This is a genomic window from uncultured Stenotrophomonas sp. (assembly GCF_945952405.1).
Taxonomy (GTDB): domain Bacteria; phylum Pseudomonadota; class Gammaproteobacteria; order Xanthomonadales; family Xanthomonadaceae; genus Stenotrophomonas.
On the sequence record NZ_CAMFIA010000006.1, the window covers coordinates 160,436 to 185,531 of the forward strand.

Below are 25,096 nucleotides of genomic sequence, written 5' to 3' on the forward strand. Positions count from 1 at the left end.
GAACGAAACGATCGGCGTGCATGTCCTGAGCATGAGACCATCCCGGTGCCACCGCAGCGGGCGGCACCGAAGCCGAGTTGGCAAGTTGAACTTGAGCAAGAGAATGCCCGAAGAGTTCTTCCCGAAAGCATCATGGCGGTGCCGGACAACGTCTCCTGCCGAGGTGGGGTATACCTGATTCGCACCGAACAAGGTATCGAATCGTTAACGCAGAACGGGCGGTCCATTCCGTGCGAGCCGTGATGCGTCACGCAAATTACAGCTTGGACGGAATAGCGGGCGTCGTCATATAGCTCGCTGACGTGTGCTGCGGCGACTCGGGGAAGCTTCCCATTGCGCGTTGCTGACGGCTCACAATGCCCCCTTGAATGCCTGGGCCGCTTTGCTGGACCTGCGAGCGATTAGCCCCCTCTGACGACGTGGACGTGCTACGCGTTTCGCCCCCATCGGATCGCTGCTCTCCCCTATTCCCGGCCGGCGCCTTGAAGGGGTTGTACGGCTCACCCCAGCGGGCAATGTCGCGGCACACGTCATCCCGAACGGTGACCACCGGCTTGGTTCCCTGATCCGTCACGCATCGACAGGAATTGTCGGTGCTCATGCAGTACAAGTGCGGATCCGAAACGATAGGCCTATCGAGATAGGCCGGTGCCGACCAAGGCACATCCGATACGAGGGGCGTGATGCTCTGCACATAGCCCTCGGCGCTTTTCACCTGAACCCTGCCGCGTTCCGCGCCCGCTGCGCCCGCCGATGCCGGCGCCGTCGAGGACGGCGCCTTTACCTCGGCGGGCGCAGCCTGCGCGAGACTGCTATCACGGAAAACGGTATACCAAGCGCCGACGCCCAAGAGTGCAGCAATTGGCAGAATCATCAATGCCCGTTTGACCAGCGCTGGCATCTGGTACTTGATCTGATGGGTCTGCGCCGAGTCATAGCAAGCGAAGTAGCGCGGCTTGAACTTGTATATCTCGTAATCGTAGTTGCGCTTGATCGTGGCGAGCTTCTGCCGCACGACGTCCATGACTTGATTCTCACGGAAGAGGAAGCTTTCCTGCTTTCCAGAGCGCCTAAGGAGGTGCTCGTGATAACCCACCAGGCCGCGGAGGTAGGTGTCAAGGTAATTGGGCTGCTGAGTCGCCAGGACAAGGCGAATTCCATCATGGCGAATCTTGTTCATGCGCACGAAATCAGGCGCATCACCGCCACGTCGCTCTGGAAAGAAAGCCTGAGCTTCATCAACGAACAGGATAGATCCGGGGGGTAGCTCACGCCACTTCTTCGCGTCCTCCCACAGCGTAACACCAGCAATCTTCAAGCCATCGATGTTGCAGGCGAAGACATGCTCACCCTTCTCAACCAACTTGCTGATCGCCTCAGCCATTCGCAGCGATTTTCCAGCGCCGGGCAAGCCCGTGAGCAACGAGATTGAAGCAGTATCACCGATCATTGGCTCTGATTCCTGCGCTGAATGAAGATGCGCTCAGCACCGCGAATGCCGTAGGCGCTAAGGATGATGGACACAGCCGAGTCGATGCCAAAGGCGTGAACCCAATTGGCAATGCTCGCAGGGATCGAAGACCACGCGTTCTGCGCGTACTCAATGAGAGGGTTGTAGATGAAATGCTGCGCCGCGAAGCCAAGCCCGACAGCGGAGAGAATCCGTCCAAGCCAGATCGCGGCCTTGAGCTTTACCAGCTTGTGAATCGCATCGGCGGAGTTTGCGAAAAAATTGTCAGCAAACGACTTTGCCCACTCGAACATCAGATGTTCCTCCCTACGATGAACATTGCCATCACCGTGGCAGCAGCAATGATCAGCATTCGCACGCCGGCAACAATGTCCCAGAATTGCGAGGGAATCTCCCACTTCTGCCCCTCCAGCGTAATGTCTGGAAACAACGAGCCACCCCCGCCGACGCTAATCAGATCCTGCCGCAGCTTCGGACCACTTCCGTTGCCCTGCTTGATCCAGATTCCATCAACAACCCCCTCATCGTCAGGATTGCCGATCTTGCCAGCACGCTCGGCCATGCCCTGCCCCATTGCTTCCACTGCACACCGCTGTTTCCACTGTTGAAGGACCTGGGCATACGCTTCCGCCTTGCAGCTCGAACCTGCGCAGACGGGAACGTCTGTGTCACTGCACCCGTTCCCCTTGCTGATCTCCGACCCCTTGGTGTTGCATTGAATCTTCCACGTGAACTTCAGATGCAAACACTTGAGCGTATCTCCCACGCAAGCAGGCGCTTGTTCGCAGTTGCCGCTGTCAGACGCTGAGTCCCCCTCCCCCTCTTTTCCGCCGCTACCACTACCACTACCCTTGCCCGGCGTACCGTTACCGCTGGTGTTCCCTGTGCCGTCAGCAGCGTTGTCGCCGGTTGAATTCTTCGCCGTCCCCTTCGAGGTCTCGCCGTAGTTGGTGACGTTGTATGTCGCGCAAGAGTTGTTCATGCACACCGTCTGTTGGTGCCCCTCTTTGCGCTGATACTCCTTTGACGGATCGGTATGCGTAGGTGGCAGCACGGGCTTGCCCTTCTCGCCCTTGGTCTGTGCATCTGGCCCGTCGGTCTTCTGGCCCGTTTCGCTCGGCTTCCAGCAGAACGTCTTTCCAGTTGAGGACGTAGCGCAATGATCGCCGTTTGGCTTGGCGCATGCGGTCTGACCACCCCCAAGTGCAGTGCATTCATCACCCTTCGGCTTGGCCTCAGCCTCCTTGTTCCGGTCAGGACCAATGTCGTTACCGGTCTTTGGCGAATCACAGACCTCGCCCGTATAGGTGCGATCGGTCATGCCGTAGACCTTTACTCCGCCGTTAGCCTGGCTAAAGACGTTGCCGGTGATCTTGCATCCACTGATGCAGGTTGCAGGCTCGTTGTACCAAGGCGCCGCATTTCCTGGGGGAAATTCGGTGTTCCGCTTCTTGCACGATTGCTGGAACAGAAAATTGTTGACGCTGTTGACAGGCCCAATCTCTTCGTTGCTGTCGTTCCGGTACCAGTACACAAGGTGATAGCTGCCGTCACCACCTGAGAACGGACCGAACACGTCGCACCTGCGTTTAGTTTCCCGGCCCACTGGGTACTTCATACACGCTGAGTAGGCTTCCCCCTGATCGCACCGCTCGCCCCTGCAGGGCTGGTCCGTAGTTTGAGCCTGGGCGCCCCTCGGAACAGCGGCAAGAGCAAGCGTGGCCGCAATGCACAGAATGAGAAGGAGGCCCCTCATGTCAGTTCCAGCCCGATGCGGAAACGTGAGCCGCGTGCATCATGAAAATCAGAACAATCAAGCCTTCCATACCCCCTCCATATGAAAAGGGGGAGGGTCTCCCCTCCCCCATCTGGTCAAGCTTCAGTCGGCATTACTTGCCGATCACGCCCAGGGCCTTCAGCGTCCAGCGGCCGAGGATGAACGCGCCGACCATCGACACACCAACCGCGGTGTACGTGACGACCTTGGCGATGACCTCGACGCCGTCGAAATCGCCTGCGGCGAACGCGAACGCGGGGGAAACTGCCAGGGTGCTGCCGGTGACGATGGCTGCGGACTTGGCCTTGTTGCTCAGGGTGGCCAACAGGCCATTAATGCTGTTGCGGGTCATGCGCTCACTCCTCCACGATTTTTGGGTTCAACAGTCCCTTGAGGACTGCCAGTGTCATAAGGCCAACGAAGTACACACCTCCCACGGCAGTGGCCTGTTCCACCGTGGGCAAATACGTTGTCCAATCCGACTGATCAACCCATGCCTGCTCTTCGCACTGCTTGGTCGATTCGTTGAACTGGATGCACATCAGAACCTTCGCCACGGGTCACCCCCTTCAGTTGTGGCGAGAGCAGTTCGACGCGATCACGGCGCCGCTGCGCGCGGCGGCGCCTTCGGCACCATGCGCAGGACGGTGAACTTGCTCAGCGACAGAACGCCCTTGTTCACCTGAGCCATTGCGGTGACGTCCAGTTCGTACTCACCCTCTGCGTAGGGTTGCTGGCCCTTGTCCAGGCGCACGTCATACGGGTACGCGAAGCCACCCGTTTCAAGCTTGGCTTTCTGCTTGCGCGTGGTGTACTCGACGTTCTCACCCGCGTCGTTCTTGAAGCTGCCCCCGCGCTCATCAACGCTGGACGACAGGACGGTGACCTTGATGACGTTCTGCATTTCGTTACCCCTTTGAGGTTGGCTGTACGGCCGCGATTTCGGGCCACTGCGCTGCGGTGTCACCTGTGACCCACTTCGGCAGCGATGGCGAAGTGCAGGATTCGATTACCGCCCGCAATGACTGATCGTCAGGGCAGTTCTTGGCGATGAAGTTGAGGGCCGCACCGTACTGGCGGCGGATGTGGCGACGCACGCTCTTCCACGTCGCCTCAACTGCGGCTTTCGTGATTTCGATGCGCGTGGCAACGCAGCGCAGAAAGGACAAGACCGGATAGGCGCCGAGCAGGTAGGAGGCCGGGTCGCGCAGAATGTCGAGCGGCAGTTCTTTGCGGTTGGAGTTGCGGAACTGCGCTTCGTAGCGCACCCACGGCGAACTCTTGTCGCCCTGTTCCCTGCCCTTCTCATACACCCGCAGCTGCTTTTCAGACTTCTTCCCGCCGACGTAGAACGTCTTGCCGTCGCCGCTGTCGTAGTCGTCCACCAACTGCGCCTTGGGGCGCTGGCCGCGGTTGTTGAACTCGCCTTCTTCGTACCACTTCTGTGCGAGGCGCAGCGGATAGTCGCCAATCAGGTCATCGGCGCACACATCCACACGGGTGATCCTTCCGGCGCAGCTTTCGAGCTTCGCTCGAAGCTCCAGCCACCGCTTCGCATGGCCGCAGCGCGCTGCGCCTATCGCCGTGCATCCGTCACCGGTCAATTCGATGCGGGCGGTATAGGTGCCATCTGCGCGACGGCAATCCTCGCCTCCGAGTTCGATCATGCCGACGAACTTCTTGGACGCGTCGATGATCTTGATGCGCCAGGTGTAGAAGCGACCGCCGCCCACGGTTTCATCCAGTTCAAGGCCAAGACCGGCGAAGAACCAGCAGAACACCTGCAGGGCCGCAATGCGGGCGTTGTCCGAGGAGAACTCGATCCACTGGCGCACTTCCTCGAAGCTGTCTCCATCACGGAAGGCCAGTTCGTCCAGCGCTGCGCGCAGGTCGATAGAGGCGGAGAACCAGTCGATGCCGACCGTCAGGGTTCCCTCAGCGTTCCTGAATTCACTGACTCCCCTGTTAGACGCGGGGAGTCCCGACTCGGCCAGCACCGCGCGATCACCGACCATTGGAGCGCTCCTTCCCGAGCTTCCACAGGCGACGAATCGCCAACCAAGCCTGTTCGATGACGATGGAGACGATGGCTCCGCCCACGACGAGCGACACGAACACAGCGACTACCGCGAGGCCCATATCGAACTCCGCCAGCTCGGCGAATGAGGGATACCTACTCATGCGGCGCGCTCCTGCTGTTCGGCAAATCGGGCTGCGGCCAGAAGATCACCGCACTTGGTGGCGGCGATTTCGGCCTGATAGAGGGTTTCGTGATTTGCGGTCCAGCCGGTTGCGGCCAGTTCGGCGCGTGCCTGGGCTACGAAGGCCGCTTCACCTGCAGCACGGCGGGAACTCTCCCCTACCCGGCCGGCGCACCACGAAGCCAACTTGACCAGTCCCAGTGAAACGGCTGCGACGGAACCCAGCAGCGCGGCGGTAACGAGTGCATCCATATGCCCTACCCCCTTCCCCAAGCCCCAAGAGAACCCGCCAGCGGTCTTGGGGAGCGACTGGCGGGTGTGATGCATCTACATCACGCGGCGCATGTAAACTCATCCCATCACGTCGTGTCAATAGGACTCATCACATGAACGCCCTTGCAGAGCTGTTAGACGCAGTGCGGGAACGGTCGGGACTCCCGTCCGACATGGCTTTGGCGACGAAACTGGGAATTCAGCGGCAGACCCTGCACCAAGCCCGAAAGGGCGTTGCCGGGCTTTCAGACGAGCGAATTGCGCAGCTTTGCGAGCTGGGAAAGCTGGATGGCGCTGTCTGGCTCGCGAGGATTCACGCGGAGCGTGCGACCTCTCCGGTGGAGCGCCGGGTGTGGAGGTCGGTCTTGGACAGGCTAAGCGCGGCGGCGGCAGTGCTGGTGCTGGTAGTGTTCGCAGCACCAGGCGTCGCACGCGCAAAGGTGATTGAAATCAAAGGCTTGGATCAGGGTAGTGCCGCAGTCTGTATATTATGTTCTCGCCACAATGAGGGACAGCCACGCTTCCTGCCTCAGCCTCGACACCTGCTCAGCCTTGGCGCTTGATTGTGCGTCATCGCACCCTGGCCGGCCCTTGCCCGGTGTGACCATGGGTGTTGATAGCTGGCCCGACGCCGATCCGTCTGCTAGCAGCCCGGATCTGTCCGCAGGAAAGGCCTCGCCAGTGCGCTTGTGGCTCTGCCGCAAACGCACGTAGACCGCAAGGCGCTTTTTTGGAGCGTTGCTCAGGCGCACTCACGCTGCCCGGAAGGTCCTTCCCATCCAACGCCCAGCGTGACGCGTCACGCAAATGGGTGTTCGGAACTGCATTGGGACTCGCCATCTAGTCCTGGACTCAGACACCGGCGACTCAGCGGGCGCGCCATCTGAACGCTGCGCGCCCCGTGGATGCACCATTTGAACACGCCGAGGCGGGAGGGTCCGGTGGCTGTTGTGAGCATTCCGTCCTCCCTGCCCCGCTCTGCAGCACGCGTTGAGCGCTGGGTAGTTCCAAGCCAGCCGTTTGGCTCAGGGGTAGTGCTTTACATAGAGGCCTAGCGAAGAAAGTGACCCGGCATACTTGACTGAGTTGATATCGCGCGAGTACAGCGCCAGTGGCGAAGCAGGATTGGTTGGGACCTCAGCTTCAAACCACTGCGCAAGGCTGGGCAATTCTTCCGAGAGAAAGCCCAGCTCACGCCGAAGTCCGAGAGCTTCGCGAGCCTGCATCTTGTGCCATGTTCCAGCCTTGCAGGAGGCCGCAAAGACCACCTCTTCGTAACTGGGGTAGCTGGAGCCCAAAGGCCCTTCATACAGCCCAATATCCAGCTCGTGAAGGTCCGAGCATTTGGGCGGCGCAATGGAACCGCCCCTCCTGTAGCTCAATGTCGTGAACTGCACGGAGATCCAGAGTTCGTGGTGCTTCATTCCGTCCCGCACCGTGATGAAGTCATACTTGGAGGCATCCGGCTTGCACGGCCCACCTCCGAAGGTAAGCTGCGTATCGACATTCGGCGTGCACCAGAGCGTGTAACCATCCGTCGCGTCCAGCAGGTTCACGATGTGCGTGAGCACCTTCAGTTCATACGCTTTGCCTTGCGCCCAGTTGCTTGACGAGGCCACAATGCCTGCGCGTTTCACCGCCAGCTGCAGTGCTTTAAGTAGCGTAGCCTTGCTGAGTGTTGTCATGGCCGGGGGCCTCCGCCCTGATTCTCTGGCGGCTCAAAATCCCAGTCCAGCGCCGATCCAATAAACCGGGAAATGGCCAGTCGCTCATTCTCATCAAGACGGATGTCCTGCTTCTTAGGCAGCTGCCCACGCAGTGACCATTCGATCTCCCCACGTGGGCCCGGAATGAGGTAGTTCACGTCTTGAATCGACTGCAGCCCTTCGATCCTGCGCAGTTGCGAGAGGGTCTCATCGAATTCTTCCTGGTCGATCAATGTGCCATAGGCCGCTACAACGGCCAATGCGGCTGCGGCCTGTCCAGGCACGTCGTCCGGATGATCAGCAATGGCGGCGCGGACGGCCCCTGAAAGCTGTGCGAGACCTTCGGGCTGCTCCTGCCCGGCAGCATTGAATGCGTCCAGGTGCTCAACAATCAACTCAAGAACGGCTTCGGCTTCCAGCTCATCATCCATGGTCGGTCGTCCTGATGGAGGCCCGCGTTGACCGGGGCGTCAGTTTCCAGCTTGATTCTAACGTGAGGCAGCCCCGCAATGCGGGCTGCCCGAATCCGAGCGGCATGCGGGGTCGTCGGCTAGGAGCAGATCGGCACGCTGCCGGCATGTGCCGATGTCCCCTCGCCCCCTGCGGGACCAAGGAGCTTTCCGATGAGCCGACCCCATTCCTGGGTGTCTTTCATGTAGGCGGTGACACCATGCTTGTGTCGATCACCGCCGCTCGGCCGTGGGAAGTCGACAATGACCACAGGCGCTCGTTGCCCAGGCCGCTCCAGCGCAGTTCTGACCTCACTGCATGCGCTCTTTGGCTGAGTTGCCATGCAGGTAACTCCGAATTTGTCGCATCCGACAAAGTGCTTCGTCGTGGCTGAATCCTGCGCGCTCGTGCCCAGGATCAGAAGCGTTGGAATCACCCCTGCCAATCCTTCGCCCTGCTGTTTGTTCTGGGTAAACCGATCAAACGCGGTGGTGGGTTGCGCAGGCACCAGCATGGCTACCCGGAGATCCGCAATTCGGGTGGGGATCGCGTACTCACCTTCCGTCTGCCCTGCGCGGGTGCGGATCTGTTCGCTCCATCTTCTATCGCTGAAGTCCTGGAAGCTCGCACCACCGTTGCCGAGAGCATTGACAACGACGTAGGCCCCGGAGCTATGTGTAAAGATACGCAGTCTGGTGCCTGAATCCAGTTGGTTCAGGATGCGCCGAAGCGACTGCCCCACGTGGGGGCCGTTGTACTGAGCCTCCCCCCAGATACCAATTCCAGTCCTGTTGGACAGCCCATCCCAGTACATCCGCACAACATGCGTGCCGGGATGCGCGTGCCGGATGTGATCCTGGAAGGGGTCGAGCCACTCGTTGGCTTTGCTGAAACCGTTGTTGAAACCATGCACTACCAGCAGTACGTCGCCAGCCCCCTCGTGCTTGAACGTTTCAGCGGCCCGGCGCACCAGCACGTTCTGCACTGAGTTCCAGTCGCTCTCGAAGTTTCCGGTCGCTTGTACCCCGGTACTGCGGAGAAGCTGCTGCCAATCCGGTGATTGCCGGCGCGCCTGCCGCCGAAAATGTGCCTCAAGGTTGGCTTCCTTGAAACGGTGCCCCAACACGCCCCACTTGCTTACGTATACATCGCCAGATGGATAGAGATCCCCGCGTCGGTCCATGAAGAACGCAGGCTGCTCGGTACGCCGCTCATCCTGAGTGTAGACAACGTTGCGGAATGTGCTGCAACCGCCCATCAGCACAGTGGCAATCAACACCAGACACAGCCTTTTGAATCGAGACATGACGACCCCCTGAGGTCAGTTTCGATGCAGGACATTTCATCGCGTAGCGCGTTGCGAACAACAACGGACGGCGTTCGCCGCCCCGTGCAGTAGAAGGGGCTCGATCTGATACTGGGCAATCAGCCCTGATCGACACCGGCTTCTGGCCAGAGGCGAATATACATGCTGGCGAAACCATATCAGGCATGATCCCGTCCAGGAGCCTGTCCTCCCAGCCCCCTGCCCTCACCCTGGCCGCAGAACGGCCACCAGCAGCCCCATGAGGGCACTCCCCCCAACAAGACCCAGCCACACCCTCCCCACGCTACGGGCGCTGAAGACACCCACGGCGACAGCAACCATCAGCACGAAACCCAGCAATGAACTGCTCAGGACGGGGATAGCCGCCCCGACCTTCAGCAGTGCCGGCAACAGCAGCGCCAGTGCTGTCGCGGTGAGCGCGCTGAACACGTAGGTGCCCACCGAGGCGGCCAGCACCCGGCTGGTCACCTGCCAGCGATGGGCCGCGCCCTGCCCGGCCACGGGCTTGGCAGGGCGCGCGGCCTCCTGCGCCCGCGGCCAACGGCGCTGCAGCATCACGGCCATTCTTGCCAGCATCAGCCCGAATGCCAGTGCGACCAGCTCCACGCCCGCCTGTTGCCATGCGCCCTGCTGCAGATACATCAGCAGCCCCTGCCCGGTGGTTGCCAGATTCACCAGTGGCAGCGCCAGGCACAGCGCTGCGGCCAGCCACAACTGCTCGATCCAGGCCAGTCGTGGCGGACGCCACAGCGCGTGCACCACGGAGGCGGCACAGGCCGCGAGGAAGATGCGTATTTCCCAGGCGCTGCGATCGCTCATTTCCAGTGGCAGCAGCCGATTGCCGTGCAGGTAGGCGATACTGGCCAGTGCCACCCCGGCCAGCGATGCCACGTTGAACGCTTCCACGCAGCGGTAGATGCCCGCCGTAGCGGCGCCGAACTCGTGCTCACTGCGCTTGCGCCGCTTGAGAGAAAACAGCAGCGTGCCAATGGCAATCATCGCCGTGCCCAGCAGTCCGCTGATGAAATACAGCCACTTCACTGCCCAGCCGCCGAAGTCCGCCTTGTGCAGTGCTTCGATGGTCTGGTGTACCTGCGCCGCACCCCGCTGCTCCGGATGCGGCACATGCTGCTGCAGCAGTGCGCCGCTGGCCGCATCGAAGATCACCCGGCTGCTCTCGCTCAACAGGTGCCTGTCAGCATTCCCCAGCAGCTTGCGGCCCTCCACTTCCACCACGCTGTGTACCGTACCCGGCGCCTGGATGATGACCTGTGCCGGCGGCTGACCGCTGACGGCGTGTGCCCGCGCCAGCAGGACCGGCAGGTCCGGCAGGCGGGCGCCGGCCACCAGGACGGCGCCCGCGACGGGCTGCGCAGGTGCCAGTTCGTGTTCATAGCGCGCATAGGCATCCTCCGCATCGCCATAGGCCGCCCGCACAGGCCACGGAAGATAGCTGCTGTAGAAGAACGTCAGTCCCGTGTAGCCGATCATGAACAGGAACGGCAGGGTCAGCACGGCACTCAGGTTGTGCGCGTCCAGCCAACTGCGCTGGCCCTTGCCAGGGCGGAAGGTGAAGAAGTCCTTGAAGATGCGCTTGTGCACCACCACGCCGGACACCAGTGCCAGCAACATGCAGGCCGTGATCCAGCCGACCAGCCAGTAGCCGGCCATGCCGCCATGCAGGGTGTAATGGAAGGACATGAAATGGCGCCCGCCTTCGGTGTCCCGAAGACGAGGCCGAGGGTGCGGCGCGCCCGTTCGGGCATCCAGCCAGCGCTCGTGAGTGGTGCCATCGCGATCCTGCCATGACAGCGCCAGCGGCCAACCCTGCTGGGCAGGCCAGCGAATCGCCCACGCCTGCGCCTCGCTGGCATTTCCAGCCAGCCAGTGCTGCGCACGCGCCGCCTGCGTACCCGCATCCGGGACCACAGAGGAGGCCGGCACAGGGCCGGCCTCCATCCATCGCGTGATCGGCTCGCGGAACACGCTGAGTGTGCCGGTCAGGAAGATCGCGCACAGCAGCCAGCCGCAGGTAAGGCCACACCAGGTGTGCAGCCACGACATGCTTTGGCGGAAGCCTGATTTCATGCCGTGCCCATGCCACGCATGCCGTTGCCACGCCGGTAGCGGATGATCACAGCGATCCGCGCAGCGTCAGCATCACGTTGCGGGGTTCGCCGAAGAAGTTGCCGCGGCGGATCTGGCTGACCATCGCGTAGTAGCGCGTGTCGAACAGATTGGCCACGTTGAGGCCAACGCTCCAGCGTGGATTGATCCGGTAGCCGGCACGCAGGTCCCACACGGCGCGCCCCGCCGCGCCCATCCGCCAGTCCGGATCGTCGTACGCCGGGTAGGAATAGCTGCTCTGCGCCGAGACACCGCCGCCCACGGAGAACGCATTCCACCTGCCGGGCAGCTGGTAGGACGTCGACAGGCGCAACAGGTGCCGGGGCGTCTCGGCGCTGATGGTCGCGCCCTCGTCGTCGCGGCTGGTGACGTGGGTATAGCCGGCCATCATCTGCCAGCCGGGTGCCAGTTCGCCGCTGGCTTCCAGTTCAAAGCCCTTGCTGCGCAGCTTCCCGCCATTGCGATAGCAATCGGACGAAGCCAGGGAGCCACGGCAGCTGCCCGGGTCGGATTCGTCCACCACGGCGTTGCCGGTCTTGCGGATGGAGAACACCGCAGCGGAGACGTTCAGGCGCCCATCGTTCAATTCACCCTTCACGCCCAGCTCGTAGTTGGCGCCGATGGCCGGGTCCAGCACCGCACCGGACGAGGTCACGTACGAGCTCTGCGGCTGGAAGGTATCGGCGTAGCTGGCGTAGACCGACCACTGCGGGCCCAGATCGTAGACCAGGCCCGCGTAGGGGGTGAACTCGTGCTTCTGTTCGTAGTCGCGACTCTTGGCTCCGCTGAAGCCATCACGGGACTGGTACTTGACCCAGCTCAGCCGGCCGCCCAGCGTCAGGTGCAGCGGCGCTGCCAGCTGCAGCCGCAGGTTGCTGTACACACCGCTCTGCTGGGCGCGGGCGTTTTCTGCCCAGTCCCATGCCGGCTGCAGCGGCTGCGCAATGGCGCTGTGGTCCGGTGCGTAGACATCGATCGGCACGTCGATGGCCAGGTCCGCCGAGCTCTGGCGGGTACGCTGGCGCGACCACATCGCGCCCAGCAGCAGCTGGTGGCTGCGGCCGAAGGCTTCGAAACTTCCGGTGGTGTGCAGGTCGATGCCATCGCTGCGCACGCGCGAGCGGTTGAAGTAGATGTCATAGAAGCGCGAACCGATGCCGGTGGCCCGATCCACTCCGCCCAGCGGAACCGCTACGCGCTGGTCCACGTCCGATTCGGTGCGGTTCACCGAAAGACGCGCCTTCCAGCGCTCGTTGAAGCGATGCTCGGCCTCGGCGAAAGCTTCGTCAACGGAGCCCTCCTGCCAATTCCAGTCCTGGATGAGTGAGGTGGAACGCTTGATGTCCAGAGCGCCACCATCGGTATAGCGCGGCAGGCCGAACAGCCAGTAGCCGTCGGTGTCATTGGCCTGGTGACGCAGGCCGAAGGTCAGCGTGGTATCCGGGCCCAGGTCAGCATCGATCACGCCATAGGCGAGCGGCGCCTTCGATGAGGTCCCGCGCTGGAAGTAGTCGCGGTCCTGGTAGGCGGCGACGAGCCGGCCGCGCACGCTGCCTGTGGCATTGAGCGGCCCACCGCCATCAACCTCGACGCGGTAGTTGTCCCATGAGCCGAGGGTTGCCGCCAGATCAAGGTGGGCCTGGTCGCGCGGGCGCTTGCGGACCATGTTGATCGCGCCGCTGGGGTCGGCCGCGCCCAGCATCATGCCGCCGGCACCGCGCAGCACTTCAATCCGTTCCAACACGGCGGTATCGATGGGCAGCCAGCCCACAGGGGCATAGACGATGCCGGCCACGCCATCGACCAGATAGTTGCTGTCGTCCACGGTGAAGCCGCGGATCGAGAACTTGTGGTTGCCGAAGTTGCGGGCGGTCTTGGTCACGCCGGTGGTCTGCGCCAGCGCCTCGTCCAGGGTGGTGAGGTTGCGGTCGTCCAGCTGCTGCCGGGTGATCACGCTGACCGATTGCGGGGTCTGCCGGATACTCTGGCCGAGCTTGCCCAGGCTCAGCTCTCGTGCCGTGTACGTGCCATCGCTCGGGGCATTGGCGGTCACGTTCACCGTCTGCAGGGTGGTCTGGGTGTCTTTGCCGCGGCCAGGTGACGCCGCTTCCTGTGCCAGCGTGAACACGCCCGGACGCGTGGCGTTGACACGCACCCCACTCCCTTCCAGCAAGCGCGCCAGGGCTTCCTGGGGCGTGTAATTGCCGCTCAACGCCGGGGACCGCCGGCCTGCCACCGCCGATTCACTGAACAGCACCTGCTGCCGGGACTGCTCGGAGAAGCTGCGCAGTGCGGCATCCAGCGGTTGAGCCGGAATATGGAACTGCATGCGCGCGGCCGCTTGCGCCTGTGCGATGGCCGGCGCTGCCAGCGCGCTGGCAATGCACAGTGCCAGCAGCGGCAGCCGCTTGGCCTGAACCCCCGTAGTGAACGCGCGGACCACGAGTGCGCGCTTGATCTTCATGTACCCCATTGCCGCTCCATCATGCTTGGCCACCACTGGCCTCACTGGGGTAAACGGAAAATGGGGATGGGGTGGGAACCCGCGCCGGAAGAATTATCCGTTCCGGCGTCAGCGCGTCACGGGCCGCTCGTCGATGCGATAGCCGCCCTGGGCATTGCGGGTCACCTGCACGGGCAACAGGTCCGGCAGCGCTTCCAGGAAGCTGGTCGGGGCGTCAGTTGCCGCGTAGCCGGAAACAGGCAGGAACTTCAGCCCCGGCTGGCCCAGCGTGATCGGATGGCCCAGATACTGCGCGAGCTCCTGTGCCACTTCATCCAGCGGAGTACGCCGGAACACCAGGCGGCCGTTGCGCCAACCGCCGATGCTGTCGGCGCTTGCCGCAATGGGGCGATGGTCGCCGGTGAGCGTGGTAATGGCGACGCCCTGTTCGGCGTGCAGGTTGACCGGCGCGGCGCCTTCGGCGCGATCCGGCTGGACCCGCACGTGGCCATGCAGCACCTTGACCAGCACCTCGCCCGGCCCGTTGCGCACATTGAACGCCGTGCCGACCACCGTCACCCGGCTGCGCTGGGCATCCACGATGAAGGGCTGGTCAGCAGCCGGCGCAACCTCGAAGAACGCCTCGCCCTGGCTGAGCACCACTTCACGGCGGGATCGATAGAAATGCACGGCCAGCGTGCTGCGTGCATTGAGCGAAATCCGCGAGCCGTCCGGCAGCTGCAGATCACGGATCTCGCCAACACCGGTCGCCACATCCTGCACATAGCGGGGCGCGGTGTACCAGCCGTAGCCGAACCAGCCCAGCGCCAGCATTGCCACAACCGCCGCCGCCGCACGGGGCTGACGCCACAACCGCGTGCGGCGCGCCGTGCCGCTCCGCCGCACAGCGCCGGCTGCCACCGGGACGGGCGCCGCCTGCCTGTCCGAGGCCAGCACCGGCCGCGGCAGTTGACCCAGGTCATGCCAGGTTCTGGCCACTTCGGCAAAGGCCCGTTGGTGCGCTTCGCTCCCAGCCAGCCATTGCTGCAGGGCGGCCTCATCATCCGGCCGCCAGTCTGTACCCTGCCTGCGCACCAGCCATGCGGCCGCCGCCTCATGCAAGGCAAACGGGTCGAATCCTGCGGCAGAAGGGGCGTCGGTCATCGGCAGCCGGGATCAGCATCAGTGGCCGGCATGAACTCCTCGCCGGCCTCGGTTGGCCGATGCAGTGCCTGCATCTGCGCCAGGGATGCATAGCGTACCCGTACTTCGCAGTAGGCAACCGCACGCGACAGGTGCTTGACCACCATGCGCCGGGAGATCTGCATGCGCGAAGCCACGTCTTCCTGGGTCAGGCCATCGAAGCGGCAGAGTACGAATGCCTCGCGCTGGCGCTCCGGCAGCTCCTCCAGGGCTTCTGCCAGGCGTTCCAGGCGCTGTCGCTGCGCGGTGAGCTGCAACGGGCAGTGTGATTCATCGCTGGCCATCGGGTGACCAGCCTCCTCCGCATCTGCCAGCGGCAGGGTCTGAAGACGGCGGCCTGCGTGATGTTCACGATATTCATCGGCCACGGTGTTCATCACCGTCCTGCGGAGGTAGGCGCCTTGCTGATCACAGGACGCGAGCGCCGGGCGTGCCGCAATCCATTTGACTGCGCCGTCGTGCAGGGCATCCTCACCGTCCCCACCCCTGACACGCGCAAGCCCGCGCAGAATGGGTGCCCGCCAGCGGGCATAGGCTTTCGCAAGGAGGCCTCCGCCCAGTGCGGAGCCCTCCTCTGCCAGGCCGGTCTCCGCCGATGGCGCCGGGCAGGTTGATGCGTCCTTACGCCGACCTAGCGTGGACACATCGCCCCCACAGCAGGTGCCTGCGGTCTGCACAGGATGGGCGGGAAATTCACTTTCAGGACCGGAATGCTGGCCGTGGCAGGCGGCAGAATGAGGGGGTGGCACCGCAAGTGTAGTGAGAGGCATTTGCAATTGGAACTCCCTCCGCCCCGGTCGGCCTACGGGATGCAAGCGGTTCGCGGTTGCAGGATCAGCCCCGCTGCAGCAGGGCGCCGCCCAGCGCCTCAACACACCCTGATGCTGACTCCATCTCAGGCACCCTGCCCCAGTTCACGCGCCAGGAACGGCGCGGTCCTGCTTCCCTTGGCGCGGGCCACCTGTCGCGGGGTTCCCTTCGCCACGATGGTGCCCCCGGCGCCGCCTGCGCCAGGCCCGACGTCGATCACCCAGTCGGCCTGCGCGACCGAGCGCATATCGTGCTCGATCATCACCACCGTGTTTCCCGCATCAACCAGGCGCTGCAGCTGGACCAGCAACCTGTCTGCATCCGACGCATGCAGCCCGGTAGTCGGTTCATCCAGCACATAGAGCGTTCGCCCGCGCTGGCTGCGCTGCAGTTCGGTCGCCAGCTTGATGCGTTGGGCTTCTCCACCTGAAAGCTCGGTGGCGGGTTGGCCCAGCCGCAGATAGCCCAGGCCGATGTCGTGCAGCAACTGCAGTGGCCGGGCAATGGCGTCCTCTTCGGCGAAGAACACCTGCGCCTGATCCACCGTCATCTGCAGCACGTCGGCAATGGTGCGGCCATTCCACTGCACCTTCAGCGTGGCCTGGTTGTAGCGTGCACCGTGGCAGGTGGGGCACGGTGCATAGACGCTGGGCATGAACAACAGCTCCACACTGACGAATCCTTCTCCCTCGCAGGTTTCGCATCGGCCCTTGGCCACGTTGAACGAAAAACGGCCCGCATCGAAACGCCGGCGGCGCGCGTCGGGCGTCGCCGCGAACAGCTTGCGCACGTGGTCGAACAAGCCGGTATAGGTCGCCAGGTTGGAGCGCGGCGTGCGGCCGATAGGCTTCTGGTCGACCTGTACGACCCGCTGGATCGCCTCCACGTCGCCAGCCAGGCGGCCCCGGGTTGTTTCGATCACGGTCGGCCCCTCGCCTGGGTCTCCGTCTGCGCCCTCCTCCGCTGGCTCATGCCCCAGGTGCAGCAGCATCAGCTCAGGCAGCGCCTGCGCCATCAGGCTGGACTTGCCCGATCCCGAAATGCCGGTCACCGCGGTCAGCAATCCCAGCGGCACCTGCGCATCCACGCCCTGCAGGTTGTGGCGATGGATGCCCTTCAGCTCCAGCCAGCTGCCGGCGCTGCGCTGCCGGCTGCCTGGCGCAGGCACCTGGTCGAACAGATACAGCGCGGTGCGGGAGTCCTGGATCTGGCGCAAGCCGCCGGGTTCACCGCTGTAGAGCACGCGCCCGCCACCCTCGCCCGCCTCCGGGCCCACATCCACCAGCCACTGTGCGCGCCGCATCAGTTCCAGGTCGTGCTCGACGACAAACACCGAATTTCCGCCGTCGCGCAGCCGGCCCAGGGCGTCGTACAGCGCCTGGCTGTCGGCAGGATGCAGGCCTGCGGAGGGTTCATCGAGCACATACAGCACGCCGAACAGCAGCGAGCTCAGCTGTGTCGCCAGTCTCAGGCGCTGCAGTTCACCTGCAGACAGGGTCGGCGTCGCGCGATCCAGCGAGAGATAGCCCAGCCCGAGGTTGCGCAGCTGCCCTACCCGCGCCATCACGCCTGCGGCGAGCCGCTGCGCTGCCAGCCGTTTCTCTTCCGACAGGGCCGCGGTCAGCTGCAGGCCGGGAACGTTGGCATCGCCGGCACGACCGCGGCGCGTGGCACTCTTGCCACCGCGCGCGCCCCGGCCCGGCGCGCCGAAATCACCCTGCACCACAGGCGCAAGCAGATCCGCCAGCTGGTCCAGCGGCAGCCGCATGAACTCGCCGATGTCCACGCCCGCGAACGTCACCGAGAGCGCCTCCGGTTTCAGGCGCTTTCCGTCGCAGGCAGGACACAGCTTGCCTTGCATGTAGCGGGAAACGCGCTTGCGCATCAGTGCACTCTGCGTCGTGGCAAAGGTGTGCAGCACGTAGCGGCGCGCCCCGGTATACGTGCCCATGTAGCTGGGCTCCTGCTTCCGCCTGAGGGCGGCACGGGTCTCGGCCGGCGTGAATCCTGCATAGACCGGCACGCTCGGGGTTTCCTCGGTGAACAGGATCCACTCCCTGTCCTTCTTCGGCAGCTTCTTCCAGGGCACGTCGATGTCGTAGCCCAGCGTGACCAGGATGTCGCGCAGGTTCTGGCCATGCCATGCCGGCGGCCAGGAGGCGATGGCGCGCTCGCGGATGCTCAGCGACGGATCCGGAACCATCAGGGCCTCGGTCACCTCGTAGACGTGGCCAAGGCCATGGCAGGTGCTGCAGGCGCCCTGCGGCGTATTGGCCGAGAAGTCCTCGGCGTAGAGCATGGGCTGATGGGCCGGGTAAGCCCCTGCGCGCGAGTACATCATGCGCACCAGGCTGGACAGCGTGGTCACGCTGCCCACCGATGAGCGTGCATTGCTGGCGCCGCGCTGCTGTTGCAGGGCCACCGCCGGCGGCAGGCCGTCGATGGCATCCACATCCGGCACGCCGGCCTGGTCGATCAGGCGCCTGGCATACGGAGCCACCGATTCGAAATAGCGCCGCTGCGCCTCGGCGAACACCGTGCCGAAGGCCAGGGATGACTTGCCCGAGCCCGACACCCCGGAGAACACCACCAGTGCATTGCGCGGAATGGAGACATCGACATTCCGAAGGTTGTGCTCGCGTGCGCCGCGGACCTCGACGCAGCCGCTCGCCACGGCGGCAGCTGGCAACTCAGCAAGGGGGGTGTTGGACATCTTCGCGATCCTGCAGCAGTGGATGGCGCATGCCAGAGAGCGCCTGGTGATGCATTTTCGCTGCAGCGGGGTGAATGTGGCGAGGGGAAGCGCTGTCATGCCCTTTACTTCGCCTCCTGCAGATGCCGGGCCCGGTCAGCCGGCTCCAGGCAAGGCACTGCATCAGGTCATCATCGCCACATTCCCGGCATTTGATTCCATCTGGCCGGAGCCAGTGGCTAAGGTCGTCGTGCCACTCATGGGCATCGCGGCCGTCAATCAGGACACCTCGCTCCTCGTTGTCGGCCCTGGATAGAGCCGCAAGGCGATGCTGGCAAGTTTCTCCGACCGTTCCCGAATGCGCACATTGTCCCATTCGGGCAGCACAAGAAGGTGGATGTTAAGACTCAGATTGGTGTGCTTGATGAGCTGGTCGCGCTTGAACGGGAAGCTGTGGTGCTGTGCAGACCGATTCACGCTGAGGTTGAGCAGGGTGAGATTCCCCAGGGTGTTGACCAGGCCCTCTCGCACAAGGATGGCATCCTGGGTTGCAGAGAGTTCGAGCCCGTCCCGCTGCGCAGCCCTGGCTGTATCCATCTCCTTCGGAGTCACCGAGAGACCATCGGGGAGCGGCCAGTGGGTATGCCAACTGCGCGGCATGATGTGGTCAATATCCAGATGGGTCAGGCTCGGTACATCGGGCTCCTCCGTCTTCTGGCCAAGGCGAAGCGCGCCCTCGATTTCGGTCAGCAGCTGACGGACCCGCGGGGCATCCAGGTTGCCATGGTAGAGGGGCGCGGAGACCAGGGCGGCACGGAATTCGTCGTCGCGCGGCCAGCGGGTTGTATCGCTCATCGAGCTGGCGAGATAGTCGCGCAAGCGGGCTGGCGACATCGCATCATCACCGGAGATGTGCTTGAGGGCACCAAGGAACAGCAGGTTGTAGTTCTTCGTGGTAAGACCGCAGACCGCGCGACGCACCAGGTATGAGAGCAGGTCCTGGTACATCCACCGCTGTTCGTCGGCCGATAGGCCTGAAATGGCAATCTTCAACGCCAGGGGATAGACAGTGCTGGCCTCATAGGCGCTCGCTCGATGTCCGAAACGACCGATGGGCGAGGATCCAGTACCCGCGACCAACGCCTGGTAGTGCATTCCGATCTCCTTGAGCAGCAGCAGCTGCTGCTCTGCACTCTTCGGTACGTCTCCGCGTCCGACAAAGTCCTTGTAGTCGTTGTAGAGCCGCTGCTGGTCGACCTCATGACCCGTTACCGCCTCGAGCATCGAGCGGATCATCCATTCGAGGCGCGTTTTCTTGAGCCGGCCACGACGTTCTTCGCCCGTCCACTCCGGCCCTTCGAAGCTCAGCCAATGCTCAGAATAGAGCGCGTGGGGATCCGCATCTTCATCCTGGTCGGCACGCATGAAGATCAGGTTGCGAATGAGGTCGACGGCGGTCAGCTTGGCGCCACGGTCGTTAAGCGTCTCGAAGATCACCTGGGGGTCATCCCACGATTCCAGTGTAAGGCAGACGAGCTGCATATCTTCGAGAATCGCCGAGGCGATTGCTTCGCCTGCTGCAACAGGATTGCGACCATCCGACGTCATCCATTCCTGAAATGAGCTGGCGAAGAACATCACTGCGCCGAGCGACAATGGCCTGCTGGCGTCATGCACCAGCAACGTACCACGCTGGGTGAAGTGAGCCGGATAGGCCTTCCACATCTCGCCCATGCTGCGCGCCCCGAGCGTTTTCAGGTGATGTGCGCGATCGGTGAATGTCGGCCAGACCTTGTAAGCATCCTGCTCGGACTGCACGTCATCACCGGTGTTGGCAAGGCACTTCAGTGCCGAGGGCGGTACTGGAATCTTCAGCTCGTTGTGAGCGACGCCCAGCGCAGCAAGTACGTACTGCAGAGTGGTAAGGCGCTGCTGGCCATCAATCACGTCAAACGACCGCATCTCATCGATGCCAGACACATGTGGCTCCATGACGACCGCACCCAGGAAGTGCGGACTGCCCTTGACTCCGTCGAGCCTCAGCTGGGCTTTCGAACGGATGTCCTCCCATAGTGGATCCCACTGTTCGCCCTGCTTCCAGGTGTAACGACGCTGGAAAAACGGAACGCGGTACTGGCGGTCTCCGCTGAACAGGCTCAAGACAGTGTGGGATTTGGACTTCATGCGGGGCATCCAGCCTTGCGGAGCGCCAAATGTAGCGCTTCCACCGCCTGCGATCCAAGGCGGCAGGTTTTCCGGCATCCACATGCATAGGAGCACTGCCATAGTAGCTTGCCGGGAGAGCGAGCTACTAGGGCAATACCCACTTGTATAATGTGTCGAGGACAATAATGTGGCACCCTGCCGAGGTCCAAGCCATTGACGGCTAAATGCATTAGGTCAAGGAAGGAATGGTGTTCCCTGATTGACATCGATTGAAATCGATATGGAAAGGGGTCATGGCAGCCAGCATTCGATCCGCCAGGCGTGTCGCTCTATCATTCGCGCTGATTGCCAGCTGCATCCCTGCGGCGGTATCGGCAATGGCCCGGGAGACCCGGCCAGTTGTGCTGGTCAGGCTTTCGCCCGCGGCCAGCGCCGTCCTTGCCACAGGCCTGCTCAGAGGCGTGTTGAAGCCCATCAACGGGTGTGTCTACTTCGTTGATCAGACGGGTACGGCCTACCTCGCGGCGTGGCCTTATGGCTACTCGCTGGCGCTGGAGGGAGGGACGCCGGTCGGGATTCAGGGCGCGGGATCAGGACAGGTCCTGAAATTCGGGGTCGCAGCCTCTTTCGGGGGTGGCCACGCGGCTGAGCTGCCCCGATCGAGCCTTGCCGCCACCATCCCGTCCGGTTGCAGCGGCCCGATGATGACCCTGCACTTGATCCGCCAGAACGAACCGTAGCCCTACTCAACCACCTCGACGCGGACGCGACCGAGGCGACGGCCCGCAGGCAGCCGCCTCGTTCAGTGCGCCGCTTCGTCGATCAGAACTTCACCGGCAGCACCTTCATCGCGCCATGGGCATCGGCTTCGATGACGATCAATCCATTGGAGTCGGTCACCAGGATGTTGTTTGTGGTCTTCCGGTTCTCGCCCGTACCGCTGTTCCCGCAGAAGTACTCGTGCTCAGGCAGCGCAGCGCCCACGGTGGTGTAGCGGTCCACGGCGTCGCAGCGCGGGTGGCTGTAGCGGAGCCCGGCGCTGAAGATCACGAAATCCGGGCTGGTCGCCTTGGCCCACTCCACCGAATTGCTGCCCTGGCTGGATGCGCCGTGATGTGCGCCAGTCAGCAGGTTGGCCTTGAAACTCTTGACACCGGTCGGCAGCTGCAGCTTGTTCTCGGTCGCCTGGGTCATGTCGCCGGTGAAGGTCGTGGTGAAGTCTCCATAGCGCATCGCCACCACCATGCTGCCATCATTCTTGGTGGTGCCCGCGTTGACGCCCAGGATGTAGCTGGCCACCTGCATGCTGCTGCCCCCGTGCTCGGGCTTCCAGCAGCTCAACCCCGGCTCGGGCGTGGTGGATGCGTAGAACCCCGTGTACATGTTGACCTGCGCCGCACTGTTGATCCTCTGCGTCTTGACCCAGTCCTGGAAGGTGCTGTTGTACTGGCTCCAGTCCCCGCCCAGGTACAACGACTTCACCTTCATGTTGGCAAACACGGGGGCGATGTAGTTGTAGTGGTCCTCGTCTGGATGGCTGACACTCACCGTGATCTCGCTCTTGTCATCGATCAGCGTTTCGACGTAGCTCTTTACCCTGCCCGCGTCCCAGTCCTGGGTGCCGGCCCCCTTGGAGCCGCAGTCCATCACCACCAGACGGTTGCCCGAAGGGCATTGGGCGATCTGGCAGTTTCCAGCACCGATCGGCAGCGTATGCACGACCAGATTGCCAGGATCCACCACGTTGACGACGGGAGCGCCCACCCCTGGTGGTGGCGTGGGTTTGATGGTGCCTGTGCCGCAGGCGGTCAGTATCAGGATCGCGGACAACAGCAGCCCGCGACCGACGAAGTCGATGCGTGTCATGGGATGACCCTCGTTGGGTTGAGACAGGCCGGATGGCTGTCACGAGGGATAAACGCACGATCCATGCCAAGTCATCGGCGTGCCTGCCGCACACCGGTTCGCACCGCGACCGCGTGGCTTACAGGCGCTTGGCCAGGCCCAGTTGGCGCACGCGCCGGCGCAGGGATTCGCGCGGTGTGCGCAGCTGCGAGGCCCAGTGGCCCGGATCGTCGGGGGCCTGCGCGACCGCGCGGCGTATCTCGTCCAGCGGAATGTCATCGGCGCGGCGGATGCTCGGCGATGCGTCCAGCAGCACGTAGAAGGAAGCACGCGAGACGCAGAGATGCTCGGCCGCCTTGCGCACACACCACTGGTGTGCTTCCAGTGCGGCAATCACATCGTGCTCGCCGACCCGCGACGGTGAGCGATAGCGCACGGCCGGCGCCGCAGTGGCCGCCGGCCCTGCGTCCATCGCAGGCACGGACAGGGAAACGGGCGCGGGCACGGGAGGCGGCAGCAATGCCTGCATGTCCGGCCATTCCTGTACCTGTGTCGCCAGGCTCAGCCGTCGCAGCACATGCGCCAGCTGGCGGACGTTGCCGGGCCAGTCATACAGGCACAACGCCTGCACCACCGAGCCAGGCAGCTCCACCGGTGCAGCGTCGCTGCCCTGCCAACGTTGCAGCAGCTGCACGATCAGAACACCGATGTCCTGGCGACGCTCGCGCAGTGGCGGCATTGCAATCACGAAGGCTTCAAGGCGACGCAGCAATGGCTGGTTGAAGCCTGGCGTGGAGAGATCGCGATCGGTGGCCGCTATCAGGCGTACGTCGGCGCGCGCGTTGCGTGCACTCCCAAGCGGCCGGTATTCGCCGGTTTCCAGCGCCCGCAGCAGCATCGGTTGCACCGCCGCAGGCGTGTCGCCAATCTCATCGAGGAACAACGTGCCGCCGTCGGCCTCGGCGAAATAGCCTTCGCGCGCCACCTGTGCCCCGGTGTAGGCCCCCTTGTTCGCGCCGAACAGATCCGCTGCCGCCAGCGACTCGTTCAAGGCGGCCATGTTCACACTGACCAGCATCCGGTGCGAACGCGCACTGGCGGCATGGATGGCCTGCGCCACAAGCTCTTTGCCGGTGCCGGTCTCACCCAGGATCAGGGTCGGCATGTCGGTGGCCGCGACCTGGGCGATTGCTGCACGTACCCGCGTCATCGCCGGGCTCACCCCGACCAGCGCACTGCCGCCCTGCCCTGCGCTGCCGATACCGATATAGCCCAGGCACAGCAGGACACTGCCCCCCAATCGAAGTACCACCCCGCGGCGAAGCCGCGTCCTGTCGAATGCAATGGGCGTCCCGCGCATGTCTTCGCTGATCGGCACACCGTCGATCTCGACGCGCATCGTCGATGCCGGGGCACTCAGCAGCACGCTACCGTCGTCGCCTGCACGGAAGATCAGGGATTGCCTCGAAACGCCCTGATGTTCAAGCGCCTCGCCAACGTCACTGGCGGCGGCGAAGAACGCGGGCGCATTCCGGTTCAACTCGGCCGCGCCGCGTTCAAGGAACAAGGCCGCCTGCTCGCCAATACGACGCCGACGCGGATGCCAGAGCACCGTCAATCCGAGCGTTGCAGTGGCCTGTGCCGCCAGCGCCTCGATCGGCGCCGATAACGTGGCTTCCCTGTCAGCTGTGCGTCGCGACACCGGTCCCTGCCCCCATTCCATGGCCGTTGCCGGATCGTACCTGATGTCTGCACGGGCCGCGGAGGGACATGCCAGGCATGTCAGCCGACATGTCAGCCGACCCGCCCGCCCGGCTCATGGCCTGTCCGGGCGGGCGCGAGCCCTTGCCATGGTGGGTTCGGCGGAGTTGGCACGGTTTGTGTGTAGTCCCTCATCGAGGCGCACGCTGCGTCTCGCCCATCAACCCTCAATCTCAAGGAAGTCCTTCATGTCGACCATCACTCTGATCAACGAAACCGGCGAAACCGTTCGACTGGCCGTGTTCCAGAAGCCGGTGAGCAACCCGACCCTGGCCACGATCGCCTGGCAGGTTGCCGCACCGCCGCCGGGTGGCAACTCGGTCATCCAGATCCCGGATGACTTCGGCCTGCAGGTGCGTTACTCGAACGACGCTTCCCGTCCCGACCAGCTGGACACCTCGGCCAAGCCGGCGTCCTTCGCTGAAACCTCCGCCGCGTTCACCATCGACAGCGTTGCCTCGCAGGACCGCCGCTCCAATGGTGCGGTGATCAACCAGAGCTTCACCGACCTGGTGCTCAATGAAGTGCGCGTGGTCAACAACTTCAGCATCGGCGTGGAGGCTTCCATCCTGCGCGGCCAGGACGCGATCTACGAGCCGCAGGTCATCTGGCCGGGCGGCCTGTTCATGGAGGATGTGCGCGCGAGCATGTTCGTCGCCGTGGTTTCCCAGTTCACCTACAAGGGTCAGCGCCTGGTGCAGGAGGAAATCAGCCAGACCCAGCTCGAGGTGCTCGAGGGCGATTCGCTGATCGTCACCGGGTCGAAGTGGAAGGGTTACTCGCTGACCAAGGCCTGATCTACCGCGGGACGGGCCCGGGCCCGTCCCGCTCCACTCCAAGGAGT

The 25,096-nt window shown here is 63.5% G+C and carries 25 protein-coding genes and 1 pseudogene; 5 read left to right on the top strand and 21 right to left on the bottom strand.

Annotation, left to right across the window (positions count from 1 at the left end; genetic code table 11):
* Positions 1-256 precede the first annotated feature (256 nt).
* The 9 genes from Q0P60_RS08495 to Q0P60_RS08535 all read right to left on the bottom strand — a co-directional run bounded on the left by Q0P60_RS08495 (position 257) and on the right by Q0P60_RS08535 (position 5,701).
* Positions 257-1,450: a zonular occludens toxin domain-containing protein gene (locus tag Q0P60_RS08495; protein WP_294991037.1), complete on the bottom strand. Its 1,194-nt coding sequence runs from the start codon at positions 1,448-1,450 to the stop codon at positions 257-259.
* Positions 1,447-1,764, bottom strand: coding sequence for a DUF2523 family protein (locus Q0P60_RS08500; RefSeq protein WP_294991040.1), 318 nt, complete (start codon positions 1,762-1,764; stop codon positions 1,447-1,449). The genes Q0P60_RS08495 and Q0P60_RS08500 overlap by 4 nt, the downstream gene beginning before the upstream one ends.
* Complete coding sequence (locus Q0P60_RS08505; RefSeq protein WP_294991043.1) at positions 1,764-3,047, bottom strand: A coat protein; 1,284 nt, start codon at positions 3,045-3,047, stop codon at positions 1,764-1,766. Before Q0P60_RS08505 ends, Q0P60_RS08500 begins: the two co-directional genes overlap by 1 nt.
* Positions 3,048-3,360: 313 nt before the next feature.
* Complete coding sequence (locus Q0P60_RS08510) at positions 3,361-3,600, bottom strand: hypothetical protein (protein WP_294991048.1); 240 nt, start codon at positions 3,598-3,600, stop codon at positions 3,361-3,363.
* 4 nt (positions 3,601-3,604) lie between these two features.
* A complete protein-coding gene (locus Q0P60_RS08515; protein WP_294991053.1) occupies positions 3,605-3,805 on the bottom strand; it encodes a hypothetical protein in 201 nt (66 codons plus the stop codon).
* Positions 3,806-3,846: 41 nt separating this feature from the next.
* Positions 3,847-4,152, bottom strand: a complete 306-nt coding sequence (locus Q0P60_RS08520) for a single-stranded DNA-binding protein (protein ID WP_294991056.1) — start codon at positions 4,150-4,152, stop codon at positions 3,847-3,849.
* A 4-nt stretch (positions 4,153-4,156) separates the two neighbouring features.
* Positions 4,157-5,263 carry a replication initiation factor domain-containing protein gene (locus tag Q0P60_RS08525; protein ID WP_294991059.1) on the bottom strand — a complete coding sequence of 369 codons (1,107 nt, stop codon included), beginning with the start codon at positions 5,261-5,263 and terminating at the stop codon, positions 4,157-4,159.
* Positions 5,253-5,429, bottom strand: coding sequence for a hypothetical protein (locus tag Q0P60_RS08530; protein WP_294991062.1), 177 nt, complete (start codon positions 5,427-5,429; stop codon positions 5,253-5,255). The genes Q0P60_RS08525 and Q0P60_RS08530 overlap by 11 nt, the downstream gene beginning before the upstream one ends.
* Positions 5,426-5,701 (bottom strand): hypothetical protein, encoded by a 276-nt coding sequence (locus Q0P60_RS08535; RefSeq protein ID WP_294991065.1) that lies wholly within the window; start codon positions 5,699-5,701, stop codon positions 5,426-5,428. Before Q0P60_RS08535 ends, Q0P60_RS08530 begins: the two co-directional genes overlap by 4 nt.
* A gap of 194 nt (positions 5,702-5,895) precedes the next feature.
* Here Q0P60_RS08535 and Q0P60_RS08540 point away from each other — a divergent pair, with 194 nt between their 5' ends.
* Positions 5,896-6,285: a DUF3693 domain-containing protein gene (locus Q0P60_RS08540; RefSeq protein WP_294991364.1), complete on the top strand. Its 390-nt coding sequence runs from the start codon at positions 5,896-5,898 to the stop codon at positions 6,283-6,285.
* A gap of 462 nt (positions 6,286-6,747) precedes the next feature.
* Here the strand turns inward: Q0P60_RS08540 and Q0P60_RS08545 are convergent, their stop codons facing one another.
* The 9 genes and pseudogenes from Q0P60_RS08545 to Q0P60_RS08585 form a co-directional block, all read right to left on the bottom strand.
* Positions 6,748-7,407, bottom strand: a complete 660-nt coding sequence (locus Q0P60_RS08545) for a hypothetical protein (protein ID WP_294991068.1) — start codon at positions 7,405-7,407, stop codon at positions 6,748-6,750.
* Positions 7,404-7,859, bottom strand: coding sequence for a hypothetical protein (locus Q0P60_RS08550; protein WP_294991071.1), 456 nt, complete (start codon positions 7,857-7,859; stop codon positions 7,404-7,406). Before Q0P60_RS08550 ends, Q0P60_RS08545 begins: the two co-directional genes overlap by 4 nt.
* A gap of 119 nt (positions 7,860-7,978) precedes the next feature.
* Entirely contained in the window at positions 7,979-9,157 is a 1,179-nt protein-coding gene (locus tag Q0P60_RS08555) for a hypothetical protein (RefSeq protein WP_294991074.1), read from the bottom strand.
* 252 nt (positions 9,158-9,409) lie between these two features.
* Positions 9,410-11,269, bottom strand: a complete 1,860-nt coding sequence (locus Q0P60_RS08560; RefSeq protein WP_294991077.1) for a PepSY-associated TM helix domain-containing protein — start codon at positions 11,267-11,269, stop codon at positions 9,410-9,412.
* A 70-nt stretch (positions 11,270-11,339) separates the two neighbouring features.
* Complete coding sequence (locus Q0P60_RS08565) at positions 11,340-13,796, bottom strand: TonB-dependent receptor (RefSeq protein ID WP_294991080.1); 2,457 nt, start codon at positions 13,794-13,796, stop codon at positions 11,340-11,342.
* Between the two features lie 108 nt (positions 13,797-13,904).
* Complete coding sequence (locus Q0P60_RS08570) at positions 13,905-14,609, bottom strand: FecR domain-containing protein (protein ID WP_294991367.1); 705 nt, start codon at positions 14,607-14,609, stop codon at positions 13,905-13,907.
* 168 nt (positions 14,610-14,777) lie between these two features.
* Positions 14,778-14,939 (bottom strand): annotated as a pseudogene (locus Q0P60_RS08575) (DUF4880 domain-containing protein); the annotation flags it as partial.
* Positions 14,936-15,748, bottom strand: a complete 813-nt coding sequence (locus Q0P60_RS08580; protein ID WP_294991084.1) for a sigma-70 family RNA polymerase sigma factor — start codon at positions 15,746-15,748, stop codon at positions 14,936-14,938. The gene Q0P60_RS08580 and the pseudogene Q0P60_RS08575, both read right to left, overlap by 4 nt.
* A gap of 125 nt (positions 15,749-15,873) precedes the next feature.
* Positions 15,874-18,501 (bottom strand): excinuclease ABC subunit UvrA, encoded by a 2,628-nt coding sequence (locus Q0P60_RS08585; protein WP_294991087.1) that lies wholly within the window; start codon positions 18,499-18,501, stop codon positions 15,874-15,876.
* On the opposite strand from Q0P60_RS08585, the gene Q0P60_RS08590 reads away from it, so the two are divergent.
* Positions 18,494-18,796, top strand: a complete 303-nt coding sequence (locus Q0P60_RS08590) for a hypothetical protein (protein ID WP_294991090.1) — start codon at positions 18,494-18,496, stop codon at positions 18,794-18,796. The two genes, Q0P60_RS08585 and Q0P60_RS08590, sit on opposite strands and share 8 nt — an antisense overlap.
* Here Q0P60_RS08590 and Q0P60_RS08595 read toward each other — a convergent pair.
* Positions 18,760-20,664: a DUF262 domain-containing HNH endonuclease family protein gene (locus tag Q0P60_RS08595; protein WP_294991093.1), complete on the bottom strand. Its 1,905-nt coding sequence runs from the start codon at positions 20,662-20,664 to the stop codon at positions 18,760-18,762. The genes Q0P60_RS08590 and Q0P60_RS08595 overlap by 37 nt on opposite strands.
* Positions 20,665-20,939: 275 nt before the next feature.
* Between Q0P60_RS08595 and Q0P60_RS08600 the strand changes: the two genes are divergently transcribed.
* A complete protein-coding gene (locus Q0P60_RS08600; RefSeq protein WP_294991096.1) occupies positions 20,940-21,386 on the top strand; it encodes a hypothetical protein in 447 nt (148 codons plus the stop codon).
* Positions 21,387-21,468: 82 nt separating this feature from the next.
* Here Q0P60_RS08600 and Q0P60_RS08605 read toward each other — a convergent pair whose 3' ends face one another.
* Together Q0P60_RS08605 and Q0P60_RS08610 are read right to left on the bottom strand one after the other, a co-directional pair.
* Complete coding sequence (locus tag Q0P60_RS08605) at positions 21,469-22,512, bottom strand: hypothetical protein (RefSeq protein WP_294991099.1); 1,044 nt, start codon at positions 22,510-22,512, stop codon at positions 21,469-21,471.
* Between the two features lie 118 nt (positions 22,513-22,630).
* Positions 22,631-23,917, bottom strand: coding sequence for a sigma 54-interacting transcriptional regulator (locus Q0P60_RS08610; protein WP_294991102.1), 1,287 nt, complete (start codon positions 23,915-23,917; stop codon positions 22,631-22,633).
* 51 nt (positions 23,918-23,968) lie between these two features.
* On the opposite strand from Q0P60_RS08610, the gene Q0P60_RS08615 reads away from it, so the two are divergent.
* Entirely contained in the window at positions 23,969-24,160 is a 192-nt protein-coding gene (locus tag Q0P60_RS08615) for a hypothetical protein (RefSeq protein ID WP_294991105.1), read from the top strand.
* Positions 24,161-24,440: 280 nt separating this feature from the next.
* Positions 24,441-25,049 (top strand): hypothetical protein, encoded by a 609-nt coding sequence (locus Q0P60_RS08620; protein ID WP_049429274.1) that lies wholly within the window; start codon positions 24,441-24,443, stop codon positions 25,047-25,049.
* Positions 25,050-25,096: the final 47 nt, after the last annotated feature.

Coding starts and splice junctions, on each gene's coding strand:
- Q0P60_RS08495 (WP_294991037.1), bottom strand. CDS start 1,450: ATGATCGGTGATACTGCTTCAATCTCGTTGCTCACGGGCTTGCCCGGC.
- Q0P60_RS08500 (WP_294991040.1), bottom strand. CDS start 1,764: ATGTTCGAGTGGGCAAAGTCGTTTGCTGACAATTTTTTCGCAAACTCC.
- Q0P60_RS08510 (WP_294991048.1), bottom strand. CDS start 3,600: ATGACCCGCAACAGCATTAATGGCCTGTTGGCCACCCTGAGCAACAAG.
- Q0P60_RS08520 (WP_294991056.1), bottom strand. CDS start 4,152: ATGCAGAACGTCATCAAGGTCACCGTCCTGTCGTCCAGCGTTGATGAG.
- Q0P60_RS08525 (WP_294991059.1), bottom strand. CDS start 5,263: ATGGTCGGTGATCGCGCGGTGCTGGCCGAGTCGGGACTCCCCGCGTCT.
- Q0P60_RS08530 (WP_294991062.1), bottom strand. CDS start 5,429: ATGAGTAGGTATCCCTCATTCGCCGAGCTGGCGGAGTTCGATATGGGC.
- Q0P60_RS08535 (WP_294991065.1), bottom strand. CDS start 5,701: ATGGATGCACTCGTTACCGCCGCGCTGCTGGGTTCCGTCGCAGCCGTT.
- Q0P60_RS08540 (WP_294991364.1), top strand. CDS start 5,896: ATGGCTTTGGCGACGAAACTGGGAATTCAGCGGCAGACCCTGCACCAA.
- Q0P60_RS08545 (WP_294991068.1), bottom strand. CDS start 7,407: ATGACAACACTCAGCAAGGCTACGCTACTTAAAGCACTGCAGCTGGCG.
- Q0P60_RS08550 (WP_294991071.1), bottom strand. CDS start 7,859: ATGGATGATGAGCTGGAAGCCGAAGCCGTTCTTGAGTTGATTGTTGAG.
- Q0P60_RS08560 (WP_294991077.1), bottom strand. CDS start 11,269: ATGTCGTGGCTGCACACCTGGTGTGGCCTTACCTGCGGCTGGCTGCTG.
- Q0P60_RS08565 (WP_294991080.1), bottom strand. CDS start 13,796: ATGAAGATCAAGCGCGCACTCGTGGTCCGCGCGTTCACTACGGGGGTT.
- Q0P60_RS08570 (WP_294991367.1), bottom strand. CDS start 14,609: ATGCTGGCGCTGGGCTGGTTCGGCTACGGCTGGTACACCGCGCCCCGC.
- Q0P60_RS08580 (WP_294991084.1), bottom strand. CDS start 15,748: ATGCCTCTCACTACACTTGCGGTGCCACCCCCTCATTCTGCCGCCTGC.
- Q0P60_RS08585 (WP_294991087.1), bottom strand. CDS start 18,501: ATGTCCAACACCCCCCTTGCTGAGTTGCCAGCTGCCGCCGTGGCGAGC.
- Q0P60_RS08595 (WP_294991093.1), bottom strand. CDS start 20,664: ATGAAGTCCAAATCCCACACTGTCTTGAGCCTGTTCAGCGGAGACCGC.
- Q0P60_RS08600 (WP_294991096.1), top strand. CDS start 20,940: ATGGCAGCCAGCATTCGATCCGCCAGGCGTGTCGCTCTATCATTCGCG.
- Q0P60_RS08605 (WP_294991099.1), bottom strand. CDS start 22,512: ATGACACGCATCGACTTCGTCGGTCGCGGGCTGCTGTTGTCCGCGATC.
- Q0P60_RS08615 (WP_294991105.1), top strand. CDS start 23,969: ATGTTCAAGCGCCTCGCCAACGTCACTGGCGGCGGCGAAGAACGCGGG.
- Q0P60_RS08620 (WP_049429274.1), top strand. CDS start 24,441: ATGTCGACCATCACTCTGATCAACGAAACCGGCGAAACCGTTCGACTG.